At 39.4% G+C, this 16,644-nt stretch carries 17 protein-coding genes; 2 read left to right on the plus strand and 15 right to left on the minus strand.

The window, feature by feature from the left end:
- From AC1TO5_RS11680 to AC1TO5_RS11720, 9 genes are all read right to left on the minus strand, one after another.
- On the minus strand, window positions 1-1,329 hold the full coding sequence (locus AC1TO5_RS11680) for a Sapep family Mn(2+)-dependent dipeptidase (protein WP_482062973.1): 1,329 nt from the start codon (window positions 1,327-1,329) through the stop codon (window positions 1-3).
- A gap of 51 nt (window positions 1,330-1,380) precedes the next feature.
- Complete coding sequence (locus AC1TO5_RS11685; protein ID WP_482062974.1) at window positions 1,381-2,334, minus strand: uroporphyrinogen decarboxylase family protein; 954 nt, start codon at window positions 2,332-2,334, stop codon at window positions 1,381-1,383.
- Window positions 2,335-2,415: 81 nt separating this feature from the next.
- Window positions 2,416-3,537 carry a M24 family metallopeptidase gene (locus AC1TO5_RS11690; protein WP_482062975.1) on the minus strand — a complete coding sequence of 374 codons (1,122 nt, stop codon included), beginning with the start codon at window positions 3,535-3,537 and terminating at the stop codon, window positions 2,416-2,418.
- A 5-nt stretch (window positions 3,538-3,542) separates the two neighbouring features.
- Window positions 3,543-4,541 carry an L-glyceraldehyde 3-phosphate reductase gene (mgrA, locus tag AC1TO5_RS11695; protein WP_482062976.1) on the minus strand — a complete coding sequence of 333 codons (999 nt, stop codon included), beginning with the start codon at window positions 4,539-4,541 and terminating at the stop codon, window positions 3,543-3,545.
- Window positions 4,542-4,606: 65 nt separating this feature from the next.
- On the minus strand, window positions 4,607-5,461 hold the full coding sequence (locus AC1TO5_RS11700; protein ID WP_482062977.1) for a carbohydrate ABC transporter permease: 855 nt from the start codon (window positions 5,459-5,461) through the stop codon (window positions 4,607-4,609).
- Window positions 5,462-5,464: 3 nt separating this feature from the next.
- Window positions 5,465-6,376: a carbohydrate ABC transporter permease gene (locus AC1TO5_RS11705; RefSeq protein WP_482062978.1), complete on the minus strand. Its 912-nt coding sequence runs from the start codon at window positions 6,374-6,376 to the stop codon at window positions 5,465-5,467.
- 33 nt (window positions 6,377-6,409) lie between these two features.
- Window positions 6,410-7,759, minus strand: coding sequence for an ABC transporter substrate-binding protein (locus tag AC1TO5_RS11710; protein ID WP_482062979.1), 1,350 nt, complete (start codon window positions 7,757-7,759; stop codon window positions 6,410-6,412).
- Window positions 7,760-7,904: 145 nt separating this feature from the next.
- A complete protein-coding gene (locus tag AC1TO5_RS11715; protein WP_482062980.1) occupies window positions 7,905-9,467 on the minus strand; it encodes a response regulator transcription factor in 1,563 nt (520 codons plus the stop codon).
- Window positions 9,464-11,200 carry a sensor histidine kinase gene (locus AC1TO5_RS11720; protein ID WP_482062981.1) on the minus strand — a complete coding sequence of 579 codons (1,737 nt, stop codon included), beginning with the start codon at window positions 11,198-11,200 and terminating at the stop codon, window positions 9,464-9,466. Before AC1TO5_RS11720 ends, AC1TO5_RS11715 begins: the two co-directional genes overlap by 4 nt.
- A gap of 351 nt (window positions 11,201-11,551) precedes the next feature.
- Here AC1TO5_RS11720 and AC1TO5_RS11725 point away from each other — a divergent pair, with 351 nt between their 5' ends.
- A complete protein-coding gene (locus AC1TO5_RS11725) occupies window positions 11,552-12,361 on the plus strand; it encodes a MerR family transcriptional regulator (protein ID WP_482062982.1) in 810 nt (269 codons plus the stop codon).
- A gap of 111 nt (window positions 12,362-12,472) precedes the next feature.
- Window positions 12,473-13,249 carry a CPBP family intramembrane glutamic endopeptidase gene (locus AC1TO5_RS11730; RefSeq protein WP_482062983.1) on the plus strand — a complete coding sequence of 259 codons (777 nt, stop codon included), beginning with the start codon at window positions 12,473-12,475 and terminating at the stop codon, window positions 13,247-13,249.
- A 19-nt stretch (window positions 13,250-13,268) separates the two neighbouring features.
- Here AC1TO5_RS11730 and AC1TO5_RS11735 read toward each other — a convergent pair whose 3' ends face one another.
- The 6 genes from AC1TO5_RS11735 to AC1TO5_RS11760 form a co-directional block, all read right to left on the minus strand.
- Complete coding sequence (locus AC1TO5_RS11735; protein WP_482062984.1) at window positions 13,269-13,577, minus strand: hypothetical protein; 309 nt, start codon at window positions 13,575-13,577, stop codon at window positions 13,269-13,271.
- 220 nt (window positions 13,578-13,797) lie between these two features.
- Window positions 13,798-14,001: a hypothetical protein gene (locus tag AC1TO5_RS11740; protein WP_482062985.1), complete on the minus strand. Its 204-nt coding sequence runs from the start codon at window positions 13,999-14,001 to the stop codon at window positions 13,798-13,800.
- Between the two features lie 74 nt (window positions 14,002-14,075).
- The gene (locus AC1TO5_RS11745; RefSeq protein ID WP_482062986.1) at window positions 14,076-14,267 is read right to left on the minus strand and encodes a cysteine-rich CWC family protein; all 192 of its coding nucleotides are present in this window, start codon (window positions 14,265-14,267) and stop codon (window positions 14,076-14,078) included.
- A gap of 246 nt (window positions 14,268-14,513) precedes the next feature.
- A complete protein-coding gene (locus tag AC1TO5_RS11750; protein ID WP_482062987.1) occupies window positions 14,514-15,530 on the minus strand; it encodes an NADP-dependent oxidoreductase in 1,017 nt (338 codons plus the stop codon).
- A gap of 117 nt (window positions 15,531-15,647) precedes the next feature.
- Complete coding sequence (locus AC1TO5_RS11755; RefSeq protein ID WP_482062988.1) at window positions 15,648-15,941, minus strand: ArsR/SmtB family transcription factor; 294 nt, start codon at window positions 15,939-15,941, stop codon at window positions 15,648-15,650.
- 32 nt (window positions 15,942-15,973) lie between these two features.
- Window positions 15,974-16,597: a type 1 glutamine amidotransferase family protein gene (locus AC1TO5_RS11760; protein WP_482062989.1), complete on the minus strand. Its 624-nt coding sequence runs from the start codon at window positions 16,595-16,597 to the stop codon at window positions 15,974-15,976.
- Between the last annotated feature and the right edge of the window lie 47 nt (window positions 16,598-16,644).

Below are 16,644 nucleotides of genomic sequence, written 5' to 3' on the forward strand. Positions count from 1 at the left end.
TTATTTCCTTGACAGCTCATACAATGCCTGTGTACAAACTTCGGCGTGACGCATCACTTGAGCGATTCCGATATTTTCATCTGATTGGTGAAAACGAGTGTCCGGAGCACCCGGGAAACCAGGACCGAATGTGACCCCACGATTGTGCAGCTTCTTCGCATAGGTCCCTCCTGCCATGGAGACAAGATAAGCTGGTTCTCCCGTCACTGTTTCATAGGCCCTCTTCAGCATCCCGATCAATGGATGCTCTGGGGGCATATACAATGCGGGCATATGATTGATTACAGTCGTCTTAATTGCTACTTCGCTCGCCATTTCAGTAAGTGCAGCGATAATTTCATCCCCGTTCACCGATATCGGATAGCGAATATTTAAGGTTACGATAGCTCCTTCGCCATTCAGATGAATATTAGCCAAATTCACTGTAACAGCCCCATGTATCTCTTCTTCAAAGGCAATACCTAGAGAAGCTCCATCCAGCTCCAAACCTATCTGCCTTTGAAGAAAGTTTATGAAAGGCTCTGCCACTAGCCCAGCAGAAGGCATCGACTTTGTTAGCTTATCAATCATATATGTGATCGCATTAATTCCGTTCTCAGGCCAAGCGCCATGTACTGACTTACCGACTTCTTCCCATGTACTAAGCTGAATGCCATCAGCTGTAAGCAATCTAGCATGACATAGATCTGGCACTACATTGGCAGCACCACCACCTATAATCTCCAATTGATTGTTATTACCATCGGATTCAAACTGCTGCTCCCAAGTAATCGTCAACGTGCCTTTTTCCGCATTCGATATCGGATATCCACCATCTGCAACAAATGCTAAGTCTGGGAGTGGTTCTTGCTCAAAGTAATAATCCAGATCGAACATGCCATTCTCCTCGTTCGTTCCGAAGATGACCCGAAGTCTGCGTTCCGGGATGATACCTGCCTGCTTCAACGTATAGAGGCTATAAAGTGCTGTAACTACTGCGTACTTATTATCAGATGCACCTCGACCATAGATTTTACCATCACTAATCATTGCAGCTAACGGAGGATAATTCCAACCATCACCGAGCGGTACAGTATCAACATGAGTAACGACAGCGGCGATTTCCTCACCTGAGCCAAATTCAGCATGCCCTGCATATCCATTCACATGTTTGGTTTGAAATCCTAACTCTGAAGCCAAATCCAACATATAATGCAGAGCACGATGTACACCCTCGCCATAGGGCATGCCTGGCTTTGGATCATCGATCACACTTTCAATCTGAATAAGCCGTTGTATATGATGAATAATTTCATTCTTGTACTGCCGAACCGAATCCCCAATTAGCATGCCCTTATCACACTCCCGACCTGATTATTGATTATCTCTTCTCCTGCCCAACTATTTCAACGCTTCAACTGCCTCTACGACCCATTGGATACGTTGCTTATCAATATCCGAGGACAGCGAACAATCAGCACCTATAATAAGTCCCGGTACGTTAATTTCCTTAATTAATTCAGTTGTAAATTGGATAACCTCTTCCTTCTTACCTCTTGTTAACACGCCAGATCCTCGATTATCAAACCCTCCTAGAACAGCTTTGCCTCCAAAGAATTCCATCCCATCCTTCAGACTTAATCCTTCAATAAATACGGCCCAATTATACGCCTTAGCTGGGTAGTCCTGCCAACATTCCATCCGATTTTTGATACCTGCCCAGCCGCATAAATGGATCATATTGTTATCGCTAATTTGATTAGCATGGTCTAGTACGTAGCGATCACTTGGTGTAATCCATTGTCTATACTCCTCGTAAGTAAAGCGATCCACTTCCCCACCCTGCAGGCAATAATAAATACCGGTACATTGACCTTCCTTAATAATAAGCTCTGCCAATGTCGCTTGATCTTGAGCAATAACATTCAAAGCATACATAACAGCTTCAGGGTCTTCCTTCAAATGACGCATAACAATTTCGTCTGAGCTGCCAAAGCGGATGCAGGAGAACGGAGCGAATATATTATAAAAGGTGCAGCATTCACCATTCAATCCTTCATTGATCCCTTTCGCTCTTGCTACCTGTTCTCTCATATAAGGATGATCCTTGCTCAGCGGCTTAAGCTTGCGCCAATCCGAAGCTTCTTGAATGTCAACAGAGATTGGAAACTGAAAGTAGCCATCGCACATAATTTTGATGAAATCAATATCACTATCTTTATAATGCTGAACATGTGCATCAATACATGCTTGCCCTTCAGCCTCTTCATCAGAAAAATGGAACCAAAAGCCTACCGGGACCTTATCTACGGGTTGATTGTTGAGTGCATGCAATACTCTATTCTTTTTATCCAATGTAATCACAGTCCTTTGTCATTTAGTTGATCGTACATGTTCAAAAAGTAGCCTTTCAAAAGTCGAAAAAATGGAGCGTCTCTACAATCTTTGCAGCTCCTTCGAGAGATTCGACAACACTCGAACCTGGCCAGATGCTTGTATATATACATCGTCCTCGATTCTTACGCCCCCTAACCCAGGAACGTATATACCAGGCTCCACTGTAAACAAATGACCTGGCGCAATTCGTTGTTCACACGCTCCATGAATCGATGGCTCCTCGTGCATCTCAATACCTAGCCCATGACCGGTCCGATGCGTGAAGTAAGCTCCGTAACCCTGTTCTTCAATACATTGTCTTGCCGCATAGTCCACCACGAAATAGGGACTGCCTACGGCAATAGATAAAATAGCTCGTTGATTAGCTTCGAGGACGGCTTCATAGATCCTCGCTTGCTCCTTCGTTCCTTCACCTAACAGAAATGTGCGGGTAAGATCAGAGCCGTAACCCTGTACATAGGCCCCAAAATCTATCATCACAAAATCATTTTCCTGTAAACAATAATGGTCGGTATGACCGTGTGGCAGTGCGCTGTTTTCACCCGCGAGCACCATTGGAGCAGACACTTTCTCAGAACCTGCTTCACGCAGCTGATAAGTTATTTCCGTTGCCAACTCCAGCTCTGTTATGCCCACACGTATATAGCCAAGTGAAGCAGTCAGCGCTTTCTCTGCTATATGAACCGCCATTTCTAGATGTCTTACTTCACTAGAGTCCTTGATCATTCTCAAACCCATTAAAATGTTACTCATATCCACAAACGTCGATTTCGGATGAATAGCGATGAAACTTTCAAAGCGTTCTACATTCACATGACGTTTCTCCAAGCCAATAATTCCGCTGCTGCCTTCACCGAGAACACTCCCGATCACTGCAAATGGCTCCTGCTCATCCGATATCGCAACTACTTTACTTATTGCCGACACCGCATAAGCTGCTGACTCGTAATCCAACGCAGGTACAAACAATATTGCCTCTAGCTTTATCGCGTCCACATATAAACCTAAGAAGCGTTCATGTGGATTACACATCCAACCCGTTATATAATATACGTTTGCCGGAGCAGTAATCCAAGCTGACATCAAACCCCGCTTTCTCATTTCAGCCAGCAAAGCATGTAGCCTCGTGCTACTATGTTCAACACCGTAATTGTTACCCATTCCGCTTAAGATCCTAATATCCGTTCAATTTGCAATATCTCTTCATCTGAGAAGACTGACTGCTGAGCTGCTGAAATATTTTCCTCAATCTGGCTAACTTTGCTTGCACCAATAATAGCTGAAGTCACTCGTTCATCGCGCAGTACCCAACTAAGTGCAAGCTGAGCAAGCGTCTGACCCCGATCTGATGCCACTTTGCCCAAATCCCGAATCGTATTCAGCTTTTCCTCTGTAATATCACCAGTCTTCAAAAATGGACTACTTGTACTTGCAGCACGTGAATCCTGCGGAATGCCATCTAGATAACGACCAGTCAGCATACCTTGAGCTAGTGGACTAAAGGCGATGAATCCAGCACCACCATTGCCGAGTACATCCAATAAGCCATCTTCAATCTGACGATTCATCATCGAATAAGAAGCTTGATGGATAAGCAGCGGTGTACCCAATGATTTTAAAATTTTGATCGCAGATTTTGTATCTTCTACACTATAATTCGAGATGCCTGCATACAATGCTTTTCCTTGACGGACTGCATGATCCAGTGCTCCCATCGTTTCTTCTAGTGGAGTATTGGGATCTGGACGATGAGAATAGTAAACATCAACGTAATCTAATCCCATCCGCTTCAAGCTCTGATCCAAGCTAGCCAGCATACTTTTGCGTGAGCCCCATTCTCCATAGGGGCCAGGCCACATATAATAGCCCGCTTTAGTCGAGATCAAGAGTTCATCCCGATAAGCATGCAAATCTTTTTTTAAAATTTGACCAAATGTCTCTTCCGCCGAACCCGCCGACGGTCCATAATTATTCGCTAAGTCGAAATGAGTAATACCTAGATCAAAGGCTCTTCGAGCCATCTGTCTAGAGTTTTCAACAGTATTCACATCGCCAAAGTTATGCCATAGCCCTAGTGATAGTGTCGGTAGCTTTAACCCTGATGCTCCGCTTCTACGGTAGTTCATCGTTTCATATCTTTGATCATTCGCTTGATAGATTGTCATTATATATCTCTTCCTTTCCATTCTTGTAAAGTAGGAAGTCGCAACTTATCTTATTACAACCGTTGTTATCCCTTCATACCTGTCGTACTGATCCCTTCAACGATATATTTCTGCAGGACTAGAAAGATCAGAAATACAGGAGCTAGTGATAGAATTGACATCGCGAACACTTGACCCCAGCTCGTACCGAATGAATTGTCTGACATATTTTTCAATGCTAAGGCTACAGTCGCCGTCTCTGGCTTAGTCAAATATAGAAGCGGACTAAAGAAATCATCCCATGTCCAATAAAATTTGAAAATCGATACTGTAATAATCGGTGGCAAAAGCAATGGAAGCATAATCCGCAGCAGAATTCCTCCATGTCCGCATCCATCTACTCTCGCCGATTCATCTAGTTCATGCGGCAGCCCTCTAATAAACTGTACAAGCAAGAATATGAAAAACGCAGAGCCGAAGAAAGCTGGAATGATTAGCGGAGCGAACGTATTGACCCAACCAATCTTCTGAAAGAAAATATACTGAGGAATAGTTAATACCTCTGCTGGCAGCATCATCGTCATCATCATACATGCGAAGCAAAATGCTGCCCCTTTGAAGTGAATTCTAGCAAATCCATACGCTACTACCGTACAAGATAATACTGTACCAACAATCGAAGATAGTGTTACAATAAGCGAATTTTTGAAAAACACATTGAAGCTTTGGCCAGAATACCCCTTAAATCCTTGAATATAATTATCGAAAGTAAAGACGGTTGGTATCAATTGATGTGCATTAACGAAAATATCTTTACCTTCCTTGAGTGAACTCGATAGCATCCACAGAACCGGATAGATCATTACGCATGCCGCCATGAAAACGAGTAAATGTACTACAACACTACGAATCTTTTTGAACTTTTTCAACTTAATCGACATCGCTTATTTCCTCCCCGATTCGTAGAATACCCAGTTACGAGAAGTAAGAAAGACGATCGCTGTAAGTATGCCAGTTGCAATGAGCAGCATCCAAGCCATCGCTGAGCCATATCCCATCTCATAATACTTGAATGACTTCTCATACAAATAGAGAACATAGAACAAGGTTTTATCGAATGGTCCTCCACCCGTTACAATCAAACCTTCCGTAAATACTTTGAAGCCACTAATAATGCCCATAATTAGATTAAATAATAATACGGGACTGAGCAGAGGCAATGTTATTTTTCTGAATTTCAGCCAACGACCTGCTCCATCGATATCAGCAGCTTCATACAACGATATCGGAACCTGCTTCAACCCCGCTAGAAAAATGAGCATCGCAGAACCGAATTGCCATACTGAAAGAAGAATGAGTGACCACATTGCAGTAGATGGATGGGTAATCCAAGATATCGGATTGTTTATTCCGAATAGCGAGGACAATATCGAATTAAATGCCCCCTCCATTCCGAACAATTGCCGCCACATAATCGCAACAGCTACGCTGCCGCCTATTAATGTAGGCAAGTAGAACGTTGCTCGGAAAAAACCGAGAAATTTCAGCTTCGTATTCAGCAATACAGCAACTGCCAAAGCAAATATTAAGCGGAGAGGAACAGCGACGAAAACAAAGGTTAACGTCGCTTTCCAGGATGCCAAATAACGTGCATCATTGGTAAACATCTCTTTGAAGTTACCCAGCCCGATCCATTCCGGTGAAGAAAGAATGCTATAACGCGTAAAGGCAAAATATAAGGAAGCAACCATTGGGGCCATCGTGAATAACAGAAACCCAATTAACCAAGGTGAGATGAACAAGTACCCGTTCACCGTCTCAAATCTGCGTAGCTTGGGTCTTTTTGTTTCTTGCATCTTTCTCACCTCAATCCTATCATCATGAATAGTTTAGTTTTCTTTAGCCAGCACAGCATTCGCTTGCTCACGGAACTTCTTAGCTCCTTCAGCTGAAGTTATCTTCTCAAAGAAGATCTCATCGGTAATATTTTTGAACAGCTTCATTACTTCTTTATGACCTGGTGGATCCGGTTTATCGATAATGCTTGAGTAATCCTTAACCGTTGCCAAATAGTCGATAATGCTCTTCTGTGTATCTGACAATATATCTTGCATCCCATCAATAACTTCCTGTTTGTAAGGTATTCCGAAATATCCATTTAGCTCTCTACCCGCTTCCAAACTGTTCGTATAGAACTCGATGAATGCTGCTGCTTCTTGCGGATGCTTAGAATTTTTGGCAATAGAGTGGAAGAATGATGGTTTAATATACATGCCCTTTCCATCCCCTGAGCCAGGGTACATTGCATAACCAATCGGATGTCCCAGCGCATTTACAAATACATCTGCTTGATTGCTCCAGTACCCTAGACCAGAGCCGAACGCTGCTTTGTTTTTCGCATAAGGACCATCTTCTAGACCTTTAATTTCAAGTTCAATACTTAAAGGTGAAATGATTTCCTTTTCCTGCCATCTAAGTTGCATATCAAAGAAATCTGTAACAATTTTATCATCATCATAACCTAGCGCATTTTGTGCTTCATTATAGAGGTGAGCATCATGCTGCCTAATCCAGACTGCTAATATTTGTGAACCCATATGGGTATCACCATAGACACCAAGCTTATCCTTTACAGTTTGCATATCTTGCTCATACTGCTCCCATGTATAATCAGGCGTAGGAGCTGTAATTCCCGCTTGCTCCAACAATTCAGGATTATAGAACATGACTGGTGCATTATTTCCGATATTCAATCCGTACAAGACTCCATCGATTATTCCGGTATCCGTATGTGCTGGATCGATTCCCGTAAGATTGATCGTATTATCATTGACGAACGGCTCAAGCGGTAGCAGCAAATCCTTCTTAGCGTAATTTTGAATATCTGCGTAGTCCATCCGAATAATATCTGGCAAATTATTCGAAGCAGCCATGACGCTTAGTTTGTCTGGATATACATCACCAGCATAGTTCTCAACTTCAATTTTAATATTTGGGTATAGTTCTTCATATTTCTTGATTACGGCATTGTTCTTACTGATGGTCATTTCAGAGGAACCCCAAATCGTCATACGAAGCGTAATTTTTTCATCTTTTTTCTGTTCATCTGGCTTCTTGGTTGCTTCCGTTTCTGGTGAGGGGGATGAATCTTTGGGCGTATTGGATGAACTCCCACAACCAGCGATTAATAATGTAACCGCTACCAACAATGATAATATAACTGACATTCTTTTTTTCATACATACACTCCCTTTATAATATAAGGTATAGTAACGCTCCACCGAATCGGTTAAGACGTTCTTTGCTACACATTTATCTTATGACATCTGCTCATTTAATTTAATAGAATAAACCAAACCAAACATGGAAAAAACAGTACTGAAATTACAATTGAATGCGTTTTCTTTTGTATTCTGATGGGGATACTCCTGTTTGTTTTTTGAACACATTGCTAAAGTATTGGGCGTCATCGCCGAAGCCGGATTGTTCTGCAACCTCATACAATTTACATTCTGCATCGGCTAAAATCAGTTCCATTGCTCGCTCTATTCTAACTCTCGTTACATATTGAGAAAACTTCTCATTCATTTCCTTACGGAATAACTTTCCTAAGTAATCGACATTCAAATAAAATATATCTTTAGCCAGCCACTGCAAGCTAAGCTCCTTATCAGATAAGTGTTCATCAATGAGCTCCACCATCCGTTGAACGAGTAACTGATTCTTGTCTGCTCTAATTAGCTTCGCTTCCTTAGTCCGCTCCAGACAAACATCCCGTACATAGTGATGGAATTCCTCCAATGATTTCATCTCTAATATTGGGGCAATCTGCTGCATCCTCGTATTCGAGGGATCTGGGTCAGTTTTCCGTATAATTTCTGTTATAAGCTCGATACAATAGCCAATCGTAAGATGAATTTCTTCACGCATGTCACGCAGTTTATCAAAAAATAACGTCAATCGCTCCATTAGCGATTCGATATCCCCAAGTTTAATACTTGTTACAATTTGATCAACAAGTAAGTTTAATTGCTCAGATCCTCCCGATGGAAGCTTGACGCCAATTTCCTTTGTAAATACACTAGACTGTCCGAAATAATTACGATATCTTAGTTTTTCAAGCGCATCGTGATAGGTCTCTCCTACATCTTTGATACGGCAAGATTCACTTATCACAAAATTAACCTGCAAATTAGAATCGCTTAAATATTCATTTTTAATGATCGCAGATAGACCGCAGAGATCCATCTGTGGTTCATCCTCTACCATCAAAACAAACTTATCTTCAATAGCCTTGCCAAATATAACTCGACAATGATCATTCCATTTGCCAATCATGCCATATAAAGCTTGAGCTTGCTCCTGTTCATAACCCTTCGAAAGCTGAATTAATATGATACGTAGCCGTTCGTACTCCATTTGTAACGTGTCCTTAAATAGTTCTTGCTTCGTTCTATTGGAGATTGGATTCAGCAGAAAATCTAAAATTAACTGCTCCTGCTTAATGGGCAGTACTTCTGCTAGCTGCCCTTCAATATCTACCATATAGCTTCTTTTGCTTCTTGTCTGATCTAGCTCCGTAACAACCTTATGCAGTACTTGAATAATCTCGACTTCGTTGCATGGCTTCAGTAAGTAGTGCTTTATTCCATATTGCATAGCTTGGCTGGCAAATTCGAACTCATTAAAACCTGACAGCACAATGAATTGCGTATCAGGAAAACGTTCCAGAGTCAGCTTGATCAATTCAAGTCCATTCATCTCGGGCATCTTAATATCGGTAATAACAATATCTGGTCTGAGCTCAGCGATCTGATGATAAGCAAGTAAACCGTTCGAGGCAGATCCGATAAATTGTAAGTCTAACTGTTCCCATGGAATTAAAGTAGCAATGCCTTCTCTAATCATCCGTTCGTCATCCGCTAAACAAACCGTATATTTACTCATAGTGTTCTCCCCGATTCTACTGGAAATGGTTGCTTCATATATGGTATTGAAATAACGATTGTGGTCCCTTCGCCTAATACACTAAGAATCTGGATTCCATAAGTAGCTCCATACAGCATCTTCAATCGTTCATCGATGCTTCTTAATCCGATCCCCGTACCACTTGCCTTAATATGATCATTTTTCAACTTAGTTAAGTAATGCTCATCCATACCTGGACCGGTGTCCTCCACTATAATCGTAAGCTGCTGGTTTGAGGCAGTCATCGAAACTTTGATCTCGCAGTGACCTTGAATATCCTCTACGCTATATTTAATTGCATTTTCAACGATAGGCTGGAGAATAAAATTCGGCATATATAGCGAATGCAGCTCATCCGGAATATCCAAATGATAGTTCAGTCTCTCTTCATATCTAAAGCGTTGAATCATAATATAATTGTCTAGATTCGTAATTTCCTCATGTACCGAAATAAATTCCTTCTCATTGATCGCATTACGCAGCAAATCTCCGAGCGCTTTAACCATATTAGATATTTGAGGCTGTCCCTTTATCTTCGCTAGCCAGTTAATAGACTCTAACGTATTATATAGAAAATGTGGATTTACTTTTGCTTTTAGAGTTTCGTATTCTGCTTCCTTAAGCATAATCTGCTTAACATAATCCTCTTGGATAAGTATGTTTAACTTTTCTACCATACGATCGAAGTTCCGACTCAACTTGCCTATCTCGTCACGTTCCAAAATTTCAAGACGGTCAGTTTCTAGCTGCCCCTTCTCCACCACTGACATCTTAGCTGTTAATCGTTCTAGAGGACGTGTAATTCCTCTTGATATTTTCAACCCAATCCATAGTATAACAAGCAAAATAATCGTATAGAGACTAATAAGCACGACCTTCATTACTCGTACATTTTCAAAAATAGAACCATAAGGAACTAAGTAAATAAACGTCCATCCCGTATAATCCATGGTGAATTGCGCACTCAAATACCGTTCATTATTTAATTGAATGAAACTATAATCCTTACTCGTGTCATATTGAAAATCACTGGTGTTAAAACCACTTTGCGCTGGATAGATAAATTTATCATCAGATTTAATAAGCAATGTCGAACCATAACGATATTTTTCATTTGCCGAAGAATAAATCATTTTATCAGCAGCTACATGCATAATAACAGTGCCAAGCGGCTGCAAACTCAATATCGATGTTTCCCTAATCTGCCGCAACGAATAAAAATTATTTTCATTAAGTAAGCCGCCTTCCCAGTAAGCTGCCCCCTCATAAGCTTCTGCGCCATTTTGGATTTCCTTCCGAAGCTTACGGTCCGTCAATGTCGCAATTAGGCCAACAGAATGTGAGTTATTAAACCAGTCTAAAATCTCAATAGAAACTACTGAGGATTGATACGATTGATTAGCCTCTAGTTTTTTCCTTAGATCATTTGTGGCAATATATGCCTCATAAGTATCTGCCCCTTTTTTGATCGTTTTCAAATATTGTTGGACATCTGGATCTGACATGATTACTAGCGATAGTTGATCGACCGCCTTCATTTCATCTTCAATCCGCTTAGAAAATAAATAGAACTTATCCGCTGTTTCTCGATAAATAATTTCGTTATATAAATATTGTGACATCTGTACAAATAATAAGCCTAGTCCACTCGTTAGAAAGGCTCCAATAAATATAAAAATAAATAACTTGTGCTTAATATTCATATTTTTCATCGTCATGTCACTCCTGTTCAATCGAATAGGATACTATGTCTATATTTTCTCATCATAAGGGACACCTCCCCGGGAATAACATATAAAAAACCGTCTTTAACTTGTAAAAATCCGTACTCTATTATTATCGTTATTTCTCAGTCAAAATAGGAGAACAGAATACAAACTTTAGAGTGTTATGATGATTCATTGTCTTCTTCCGGTGTAATTAGCAATTAAATTAGATATTTATGTTAATATCAATGTAAAGTTTATGTAGAAACACTTGATAAAAATTAAAAAACCGTAATTATATCCCGGATCTTTTAAATTTACTCTATGACTAGCATACCTTTAGGAGGTCAATATGAAATGGAAAAGAATACATATAGAACAAGTCAATTGTTAGAATTTCTAGGTGTATCAAGAGATGCACTGAGGTATTACGAAGCACAAGGTATTGTAAACCCAAACCATGATGAAACAAATAATTATCGGCAGTATAATGAATATGATATTTATACCTTATTAGTTGCAGATTTTTATAAAAAGAGAAACTTATCGATGAAAGAAGTTAGAAAACTCCAAGAAGGTAGAGCAATAGAAGAGCTCGAAACCTTATTAGAAATAAAAGCCGAACAATTAGAAGAAACGATACGAAATAACATATACATGCTTCAAAAAATAAAAGAAACAAAAGCATTCTGTGAGCAATTGAATGAACATTTAAACCACTACTCGATAAGGGAATTGCCAACCTATGAAGTAATCGGTGAGTTTTCCGACTTTTTTGCTTTTCTAGAGTATCCTTCCGTTTTGGAAAATATAGATATGATGAAGGACGATATTCTTAGCAAAATCATGAGAACATTTACTTTTGATGAAAATGGGTTGCTAGATTCCAAGATGTATATTGTAGAAAAGCATGAAACAATACATAACGAAACAAGCGAATGTTATTTACAATATTCTAAATGTATCTATACGATCGTTGAGGATGGCCGGTATCAGAATGGAAATAATGATATTAAAGATAAAGTATTTGCAGCTACTTTAGAATGGGGAAGCAAGCAAGGACTTCAGCCCAAAGGGGTTGCTTTTGTTAATACTCGACTTATAACATATCTAGATGACAAAGAACGTGCCTTCTTAGAAATATATATTCCAGTTGAAGACGAGTAATTATTTTTTATTGATATTGACCTGGGGGTAACACCATAGTTTATTTTTAATACCAATGGAACAAGTGCAAACTGTTCTATTGGTTTTTTATATTTTAGGAGGGTGTTTAATTTGAGCGGAGTAGTAAAAAAGTATATTTTATGGACCTATGTCATGTTCTTTGGTTTTCTTCTTGTTATTGGGCTGACGATGACTCTATTAAAGTCTCAACCTGTAGCAAACATATTAATCGTACTATCATCATGGACGGCTACATTTGTTTTCGTAATAATGTTCCGTAGAATCTATCCTCAAAGGAAGCTGTGGGACTTTGTAAAAAGCCAATTTAGAGAAAAAATTAGAATATCAACGGTATTATGTGTTATTCTTATTCAATTTTTAATTTTGATTGGTAGTCTAATCATTACTAATAAAATATGGAATGTACCCATAAATGAACAATTAACTGCTTCGTGGACTTCACTTATTATCATATTTGGATACAATTTAATTTTAGGACCACTCGGTGAAGAATTAGGGTGGAGGGGATTCGTATTAACTGAATTTCAAAAAAGATTCAGTCCATTAAAATCAGCCATTATCGTTGGATTTGCTTGGGGTTTCTGGCATACACCATTATGGCTTATGTCAGGGTTCACAGGATTACAATTGGTGCAATATATCATTTGTTTCTTAGGTGGTATTGTCGCTATATCAATCATCATAACTGCATCTTACAACTTGAATCATAATCTCATTATTCCTATTATGATTCACCAACTTTTCAATTATTTTATGGCCATTCAAGTTGGAGACGTACTTAATACCCTTACAGTTACCTCTGGATTATATTTAATAGTGGCTGTAATTTTAGTACTAGTTAATTATAAAAAGTGCTTATATAACTAATTGAATATAAGGCATCTCATTATGCTCCTGCCCCATTTGAATACTTTAACTTGTCTACTTGCACCCATGCTTTTAATGCTTCTTTTGTATTCGGATATTCGTCCTCCAGCTGAGAATGTTCAATTAAAAAATGTTTACCTTTTTCAGTTAACCGCGCTGGCTTTAACGAAAAGTTATCTCCAGCTCTTAACACGCGCTCAATATAGCCTTGTTTTTCGAGCAGCTTAATCATTCGTTCAAACTCAATATCCTTTAATCCATAGTTAGTGGCGACGACATCATCAGAATTAATATTTATTTCCGTTAAAATGCTATATCCTACTCTCATCGCTACCACTCCATTACTAGTAACAGTCTAGTAGATCTAATTTAACATCTGTTAAAAAACAATTGGTGATGCAGCATTTTGTAGTACTGCAACTACGCTCCAACCGGCTATTTTAGAGGTTCTTGAATAAATATTGAGATCCCGTTCGTACTTCTTCCCCGTGAATTTCAAGCATCTGCAAATGCTCCAATAGATAATACCACCAAGTTGGAACCACCTTTTAGTATGATTTCGGTGTAATCTCTAATCGCTTGAGGTGAGGCCGTTCAGGATTCCTTCCCATTGCGCCAACAAGCTCATATTGTGGCAAATAATTGTTTTCTAAAGCGTTGGCAACAATCTCATTTAAATGCCCGCAACCCATTAATGCTAACTTTATTTTTTTCATAATTATTAATGCTCCTGTCTGAAGTTTAATGTACATAACAAAAAAGCAACCTTGGAATAATTTTAATAACATTAATCAAGAAGTTACCTCTTTTGGATGATTGTATCACCTCAACTCTTCTTGATAAGGCAGTCTTTACAAACACATGATTTACCCAATTGATCTGCTGGTATCATTGCTAATAACTCTTTGGAGAAGCTCTCTGCACTACACCAGCATTTGTCATTCGATTCACTTGTAAGATTGCCGCATTTATTATCATTACTGCAAATTGGACATTTATTAGCAGTTACTTCTGTCATACCATCACCCCATTATTGCACTATATCGCTTCGCATATTATTCTTTTTATATGAGTCCTATTAAGATTATACCAGGTGTCCAATATTTTTGTGAAAACACATCTACCCATGCGTGGCGCACTACAACAAATGGACCACATCTTTGTGATGTGGTCCATTTGTTTCTGATTTTTAATGATGCCCCCGTCATAATCCCGCATAAAAGTTACTTTCTTATCGACGTTATTCTAGTTAGTTTTTTAGAAGTTAACCTTCATCAGCTGTTACTTTGACAAGCATTTTCCCTACATTCGTTCCTTTGAATAACTCTAAAAATGCTTCTGGAATTCGGTCAAATCCTTCAATAATCGTTTCCTCGTATTTCAACTTACCTTCCATCATCCATTTTCCAAGATGTTGAGCTCCCTCGCCTAGACGGTCTGAATAGTCGCTAAGCACGAAACCTTTAATCATCGAACGAGTTTTAATTAGCTGCGTTAATATGCTAGGTCGTAAATCAGTACCCGGCTCCTTATTGTAAGAGGAGATTGAACCACAGAGCGGAATTCTAGCATAGTCGTTCAGCAAGCTCATAACTGCATCAGTTACATCACCGCCAACATTATCAAAGTAGACATCAACGCCATCTGGACAAGCTTGTGCGATTGCTGCTTGGAGATCAGAAGAAGTTTTGTAATTAACTGCCGCATCAAAGCCAAACTTATTAGTAAGTAGCTTAGTCTTCTCATCTGAACCTGCAATACCTACAACGCGAGCTCCCTGAATTTTAGCAATCTGGCCTACAATAGATCCTACTGCCCCTGCAGCACCTGAAACAACAACAGTCTCTCCAGCCTTTGGCTTACCAATATCCATTAATCCAAAATAAGCTGTTAAACCAGTCATCCCAATTACACCCAAGTAAGCAGACAACGGTGCTATATTCTCATCGATTAGGCGAACTTCCGTCGGATCAACAACGTTATATAGCCTCCATCCTAAATATCCCATTACTTTATCACCAGGACTAAACTTTTCAGTTCGTGATTCAATAACCTCTCCAACTACACCGCCAACGATGGCCTCACCTAATTTATAAGGCGGTATATAAGATTTTCCATCGTTCATTCTACCTCGCATATATGGGTCAACGGAAAAGTACAGCGAACGAACGACAATCTGCCCATCTTCAGGTTGGTTTACAGGCATTTCCTTAAATTCGAACGTTTCGTTTGTTGGCCATCCTTGCGGACGAGTACGTAACGTAATCATTTTGTTCATCATATACAATCACTCTTTTCTTAATAAAATTAACAATTCTATAATAGTAGTAGTCGAATTGCTGTTAAATAGTTATAATACTTTCAAACTGTTTAATGAAAAATAAGGTTTCTTGACATCTTATAGACTGTCCAAGAAACCTGGTAAATACACTTGAAATACTTCATCTCGCAAATAAATCATTTTTTTCTGCCCTTCACGAACGACTCTAATGAGTCCAGCATCATTCATAATTTTAAGATGATAAGTGATGTTGGATTTATCCGTATTCATTATTGTTCCAATCTCGCCACAGCTGTTACGGCTAGATTCGGTAAGTAAGTGACGTATAATCTCAATTCGCTTTTTCTCTGCAAGAGCTTTAAAAATGAGTACTCGCTTCTCATCTTCTTCTAATAATTGTTGAATAGTCATAAAACTATCCTACTCTTATTGAGCTTTAATTGTCAAACTTTCATCATCAACTTATAGAAATATTGGGACTCATGTGTCTTATTAAGACTGTACCAGGCATCTAATGTTTCTGAAGTGATCACACCGAGAGCTTTCAAGACATGAACAGAAAACTCTAGCGGAGCTATTCCAGATGCAGTGATCAGTTTTCCATCCGTTACAACAGACTCCACGTTGTAATACTTTTCGCCAGTGTACATAGGACAGCTCATTTTAAGGTATTCCAAATCATTGCTTGTATGCGGGCGTGAATTCAACAATCCTGTCTGGGCAAGACCCATTGTAGCACCACAAATCGCTGCAACCAATATCCCTTCCTGTAAACACCTCTGGGCGGTTTTTAAGATGGGTTGGTGAATTTCTTCTAACCATGTATCTCCACCGGGTAAAATCAATATATCTTTGCTTTCAATGCTGCACTCATTCAGCTTAACGTCAGGTAGTATCTTCAATCCGCCCATTGTAGTTACCGGAGTCTTTTCAATTCCCACGGTAACTATTTTTGATGGGGACAGCCCCTTTTTATAATATCTCCCCGAGTTCAGTTCGGCAGTTAAGTAACCTATTTCCCAGTCTGCCATTGTGTCAAACACATAAAGATACACCGTACTATTCATTTGAAAGTTCCCCTTATTTTACAATTCATCAAATGATACGAACCATT

Source organism: Paenibacillus sp. Y930, from assembly GCF_056786375.1.

Bases quoted from the DNA above. Each gene is read 5' to 3' on its own strand.
- AC1TO5_RS11680 (WP_482062973.1), bottom strand. From the start codon at position 1,329: ATGCTAATTGGGGATTCGGTTCGGCAGTACAAGAATGAAATTATTCAT.
- AC1TO5_RS11690 (WP_482062975.1), bottom strand. From the start codon at position 3,537: ATGGGTAACAATTACGGTGTTGAACATAGTAGCACGAGGCTACATGCT.
- mgrA (WP_482062976.1), bottom strand. From the start codon at position 4,541: ATGACAATCTATCAAGCGAATGATCAAAGATATGAAACGATGAACTAC.
- AC1TO5_RS11700 (WP_482062977.1), bottom strand. From the start codon at position 5,461: ATGTCGATTAAGTTGAAAAAGTTCAAAAAGATTCGTAGTGTTGTAGTA.
- AC1TO5_RS11705 (WP_482062978.1), bottom strand. From the start codon at position 6,376: ATGCAAGAAACAAAAAGACCCAAGCTACGCAGATTTGAGACGGTGAAC.
- AC1TO5_RS11710 (WP_482062979.1), bottom strand. From the start codon at position 7,759: ATGAAAAAAAGAATGTCAGTTATATTATCATTGTTGGTAGCGGTTACA.
- AC1TO5_RS11715 (WP_482062980.1), bottom strand. From the start codon at position 9,467: ATGAGTAAATATACGGTTTGTTTAGCGGATGACGAACGGATGATTAGA.
- AC1TO5_RS11720 (WP_482062981.1), bottom strand. From the start codon at position 11,200: ATGAAAAATATGAATATTAAGCACAAGTTATTTATTTTTATATTTATT.
- AC1TO5_RS11725 (WP_482062982.1), top strand. From the start codon at position 11,552: ATGGAAAAGAATACATATAGAACAAGTCAATTGTTAGAATTTCTAGGT.
- AC1TO5_RS11735 (WP_482062984.1), bottom strand. From the start codon at position 13,577: ATGAGAGTAGGATATAGCATTTTAACGGAAATAAATATTAATTCTGAT.
- AC1TO5_RS11740 (WP_482062985.1), bottom strand. From the start codon at position 14,001: ATGTACATTAAACTTCAGACAGGAGCATTAATAATTATGAAAAAAATA.
- AC1TO5_RS11745 (WP_482062986.1), bottom strand. From the start codon at position 14,267: ATGACAGAAGTAACTGCTAATAAATGTCCAATTTGCAGTAATGATAAT.
- AC1TO5_RS11750 (WP_482062987.1), bottom strand. From the start codon at position 15,530: ATGATGAACAAAATGATTACGTTACGTACTCGTCCGCAAGGATGGCCA.
- AC1TO5_RS11755 (WP_482062988.1), bottom strand. From the start codon at position 15,941: ATGACTATTCAACAATTATTAGAAGAAGATGAGAAGCGAGTACTCATT.
- AC1TO5_RS11760 (WP_482062989.1), bottom strand. From the start codon at position 16,597: ATGAATAGTACGGTGTATCTTTATGTGTTTGACACAATGGCAGACTGG.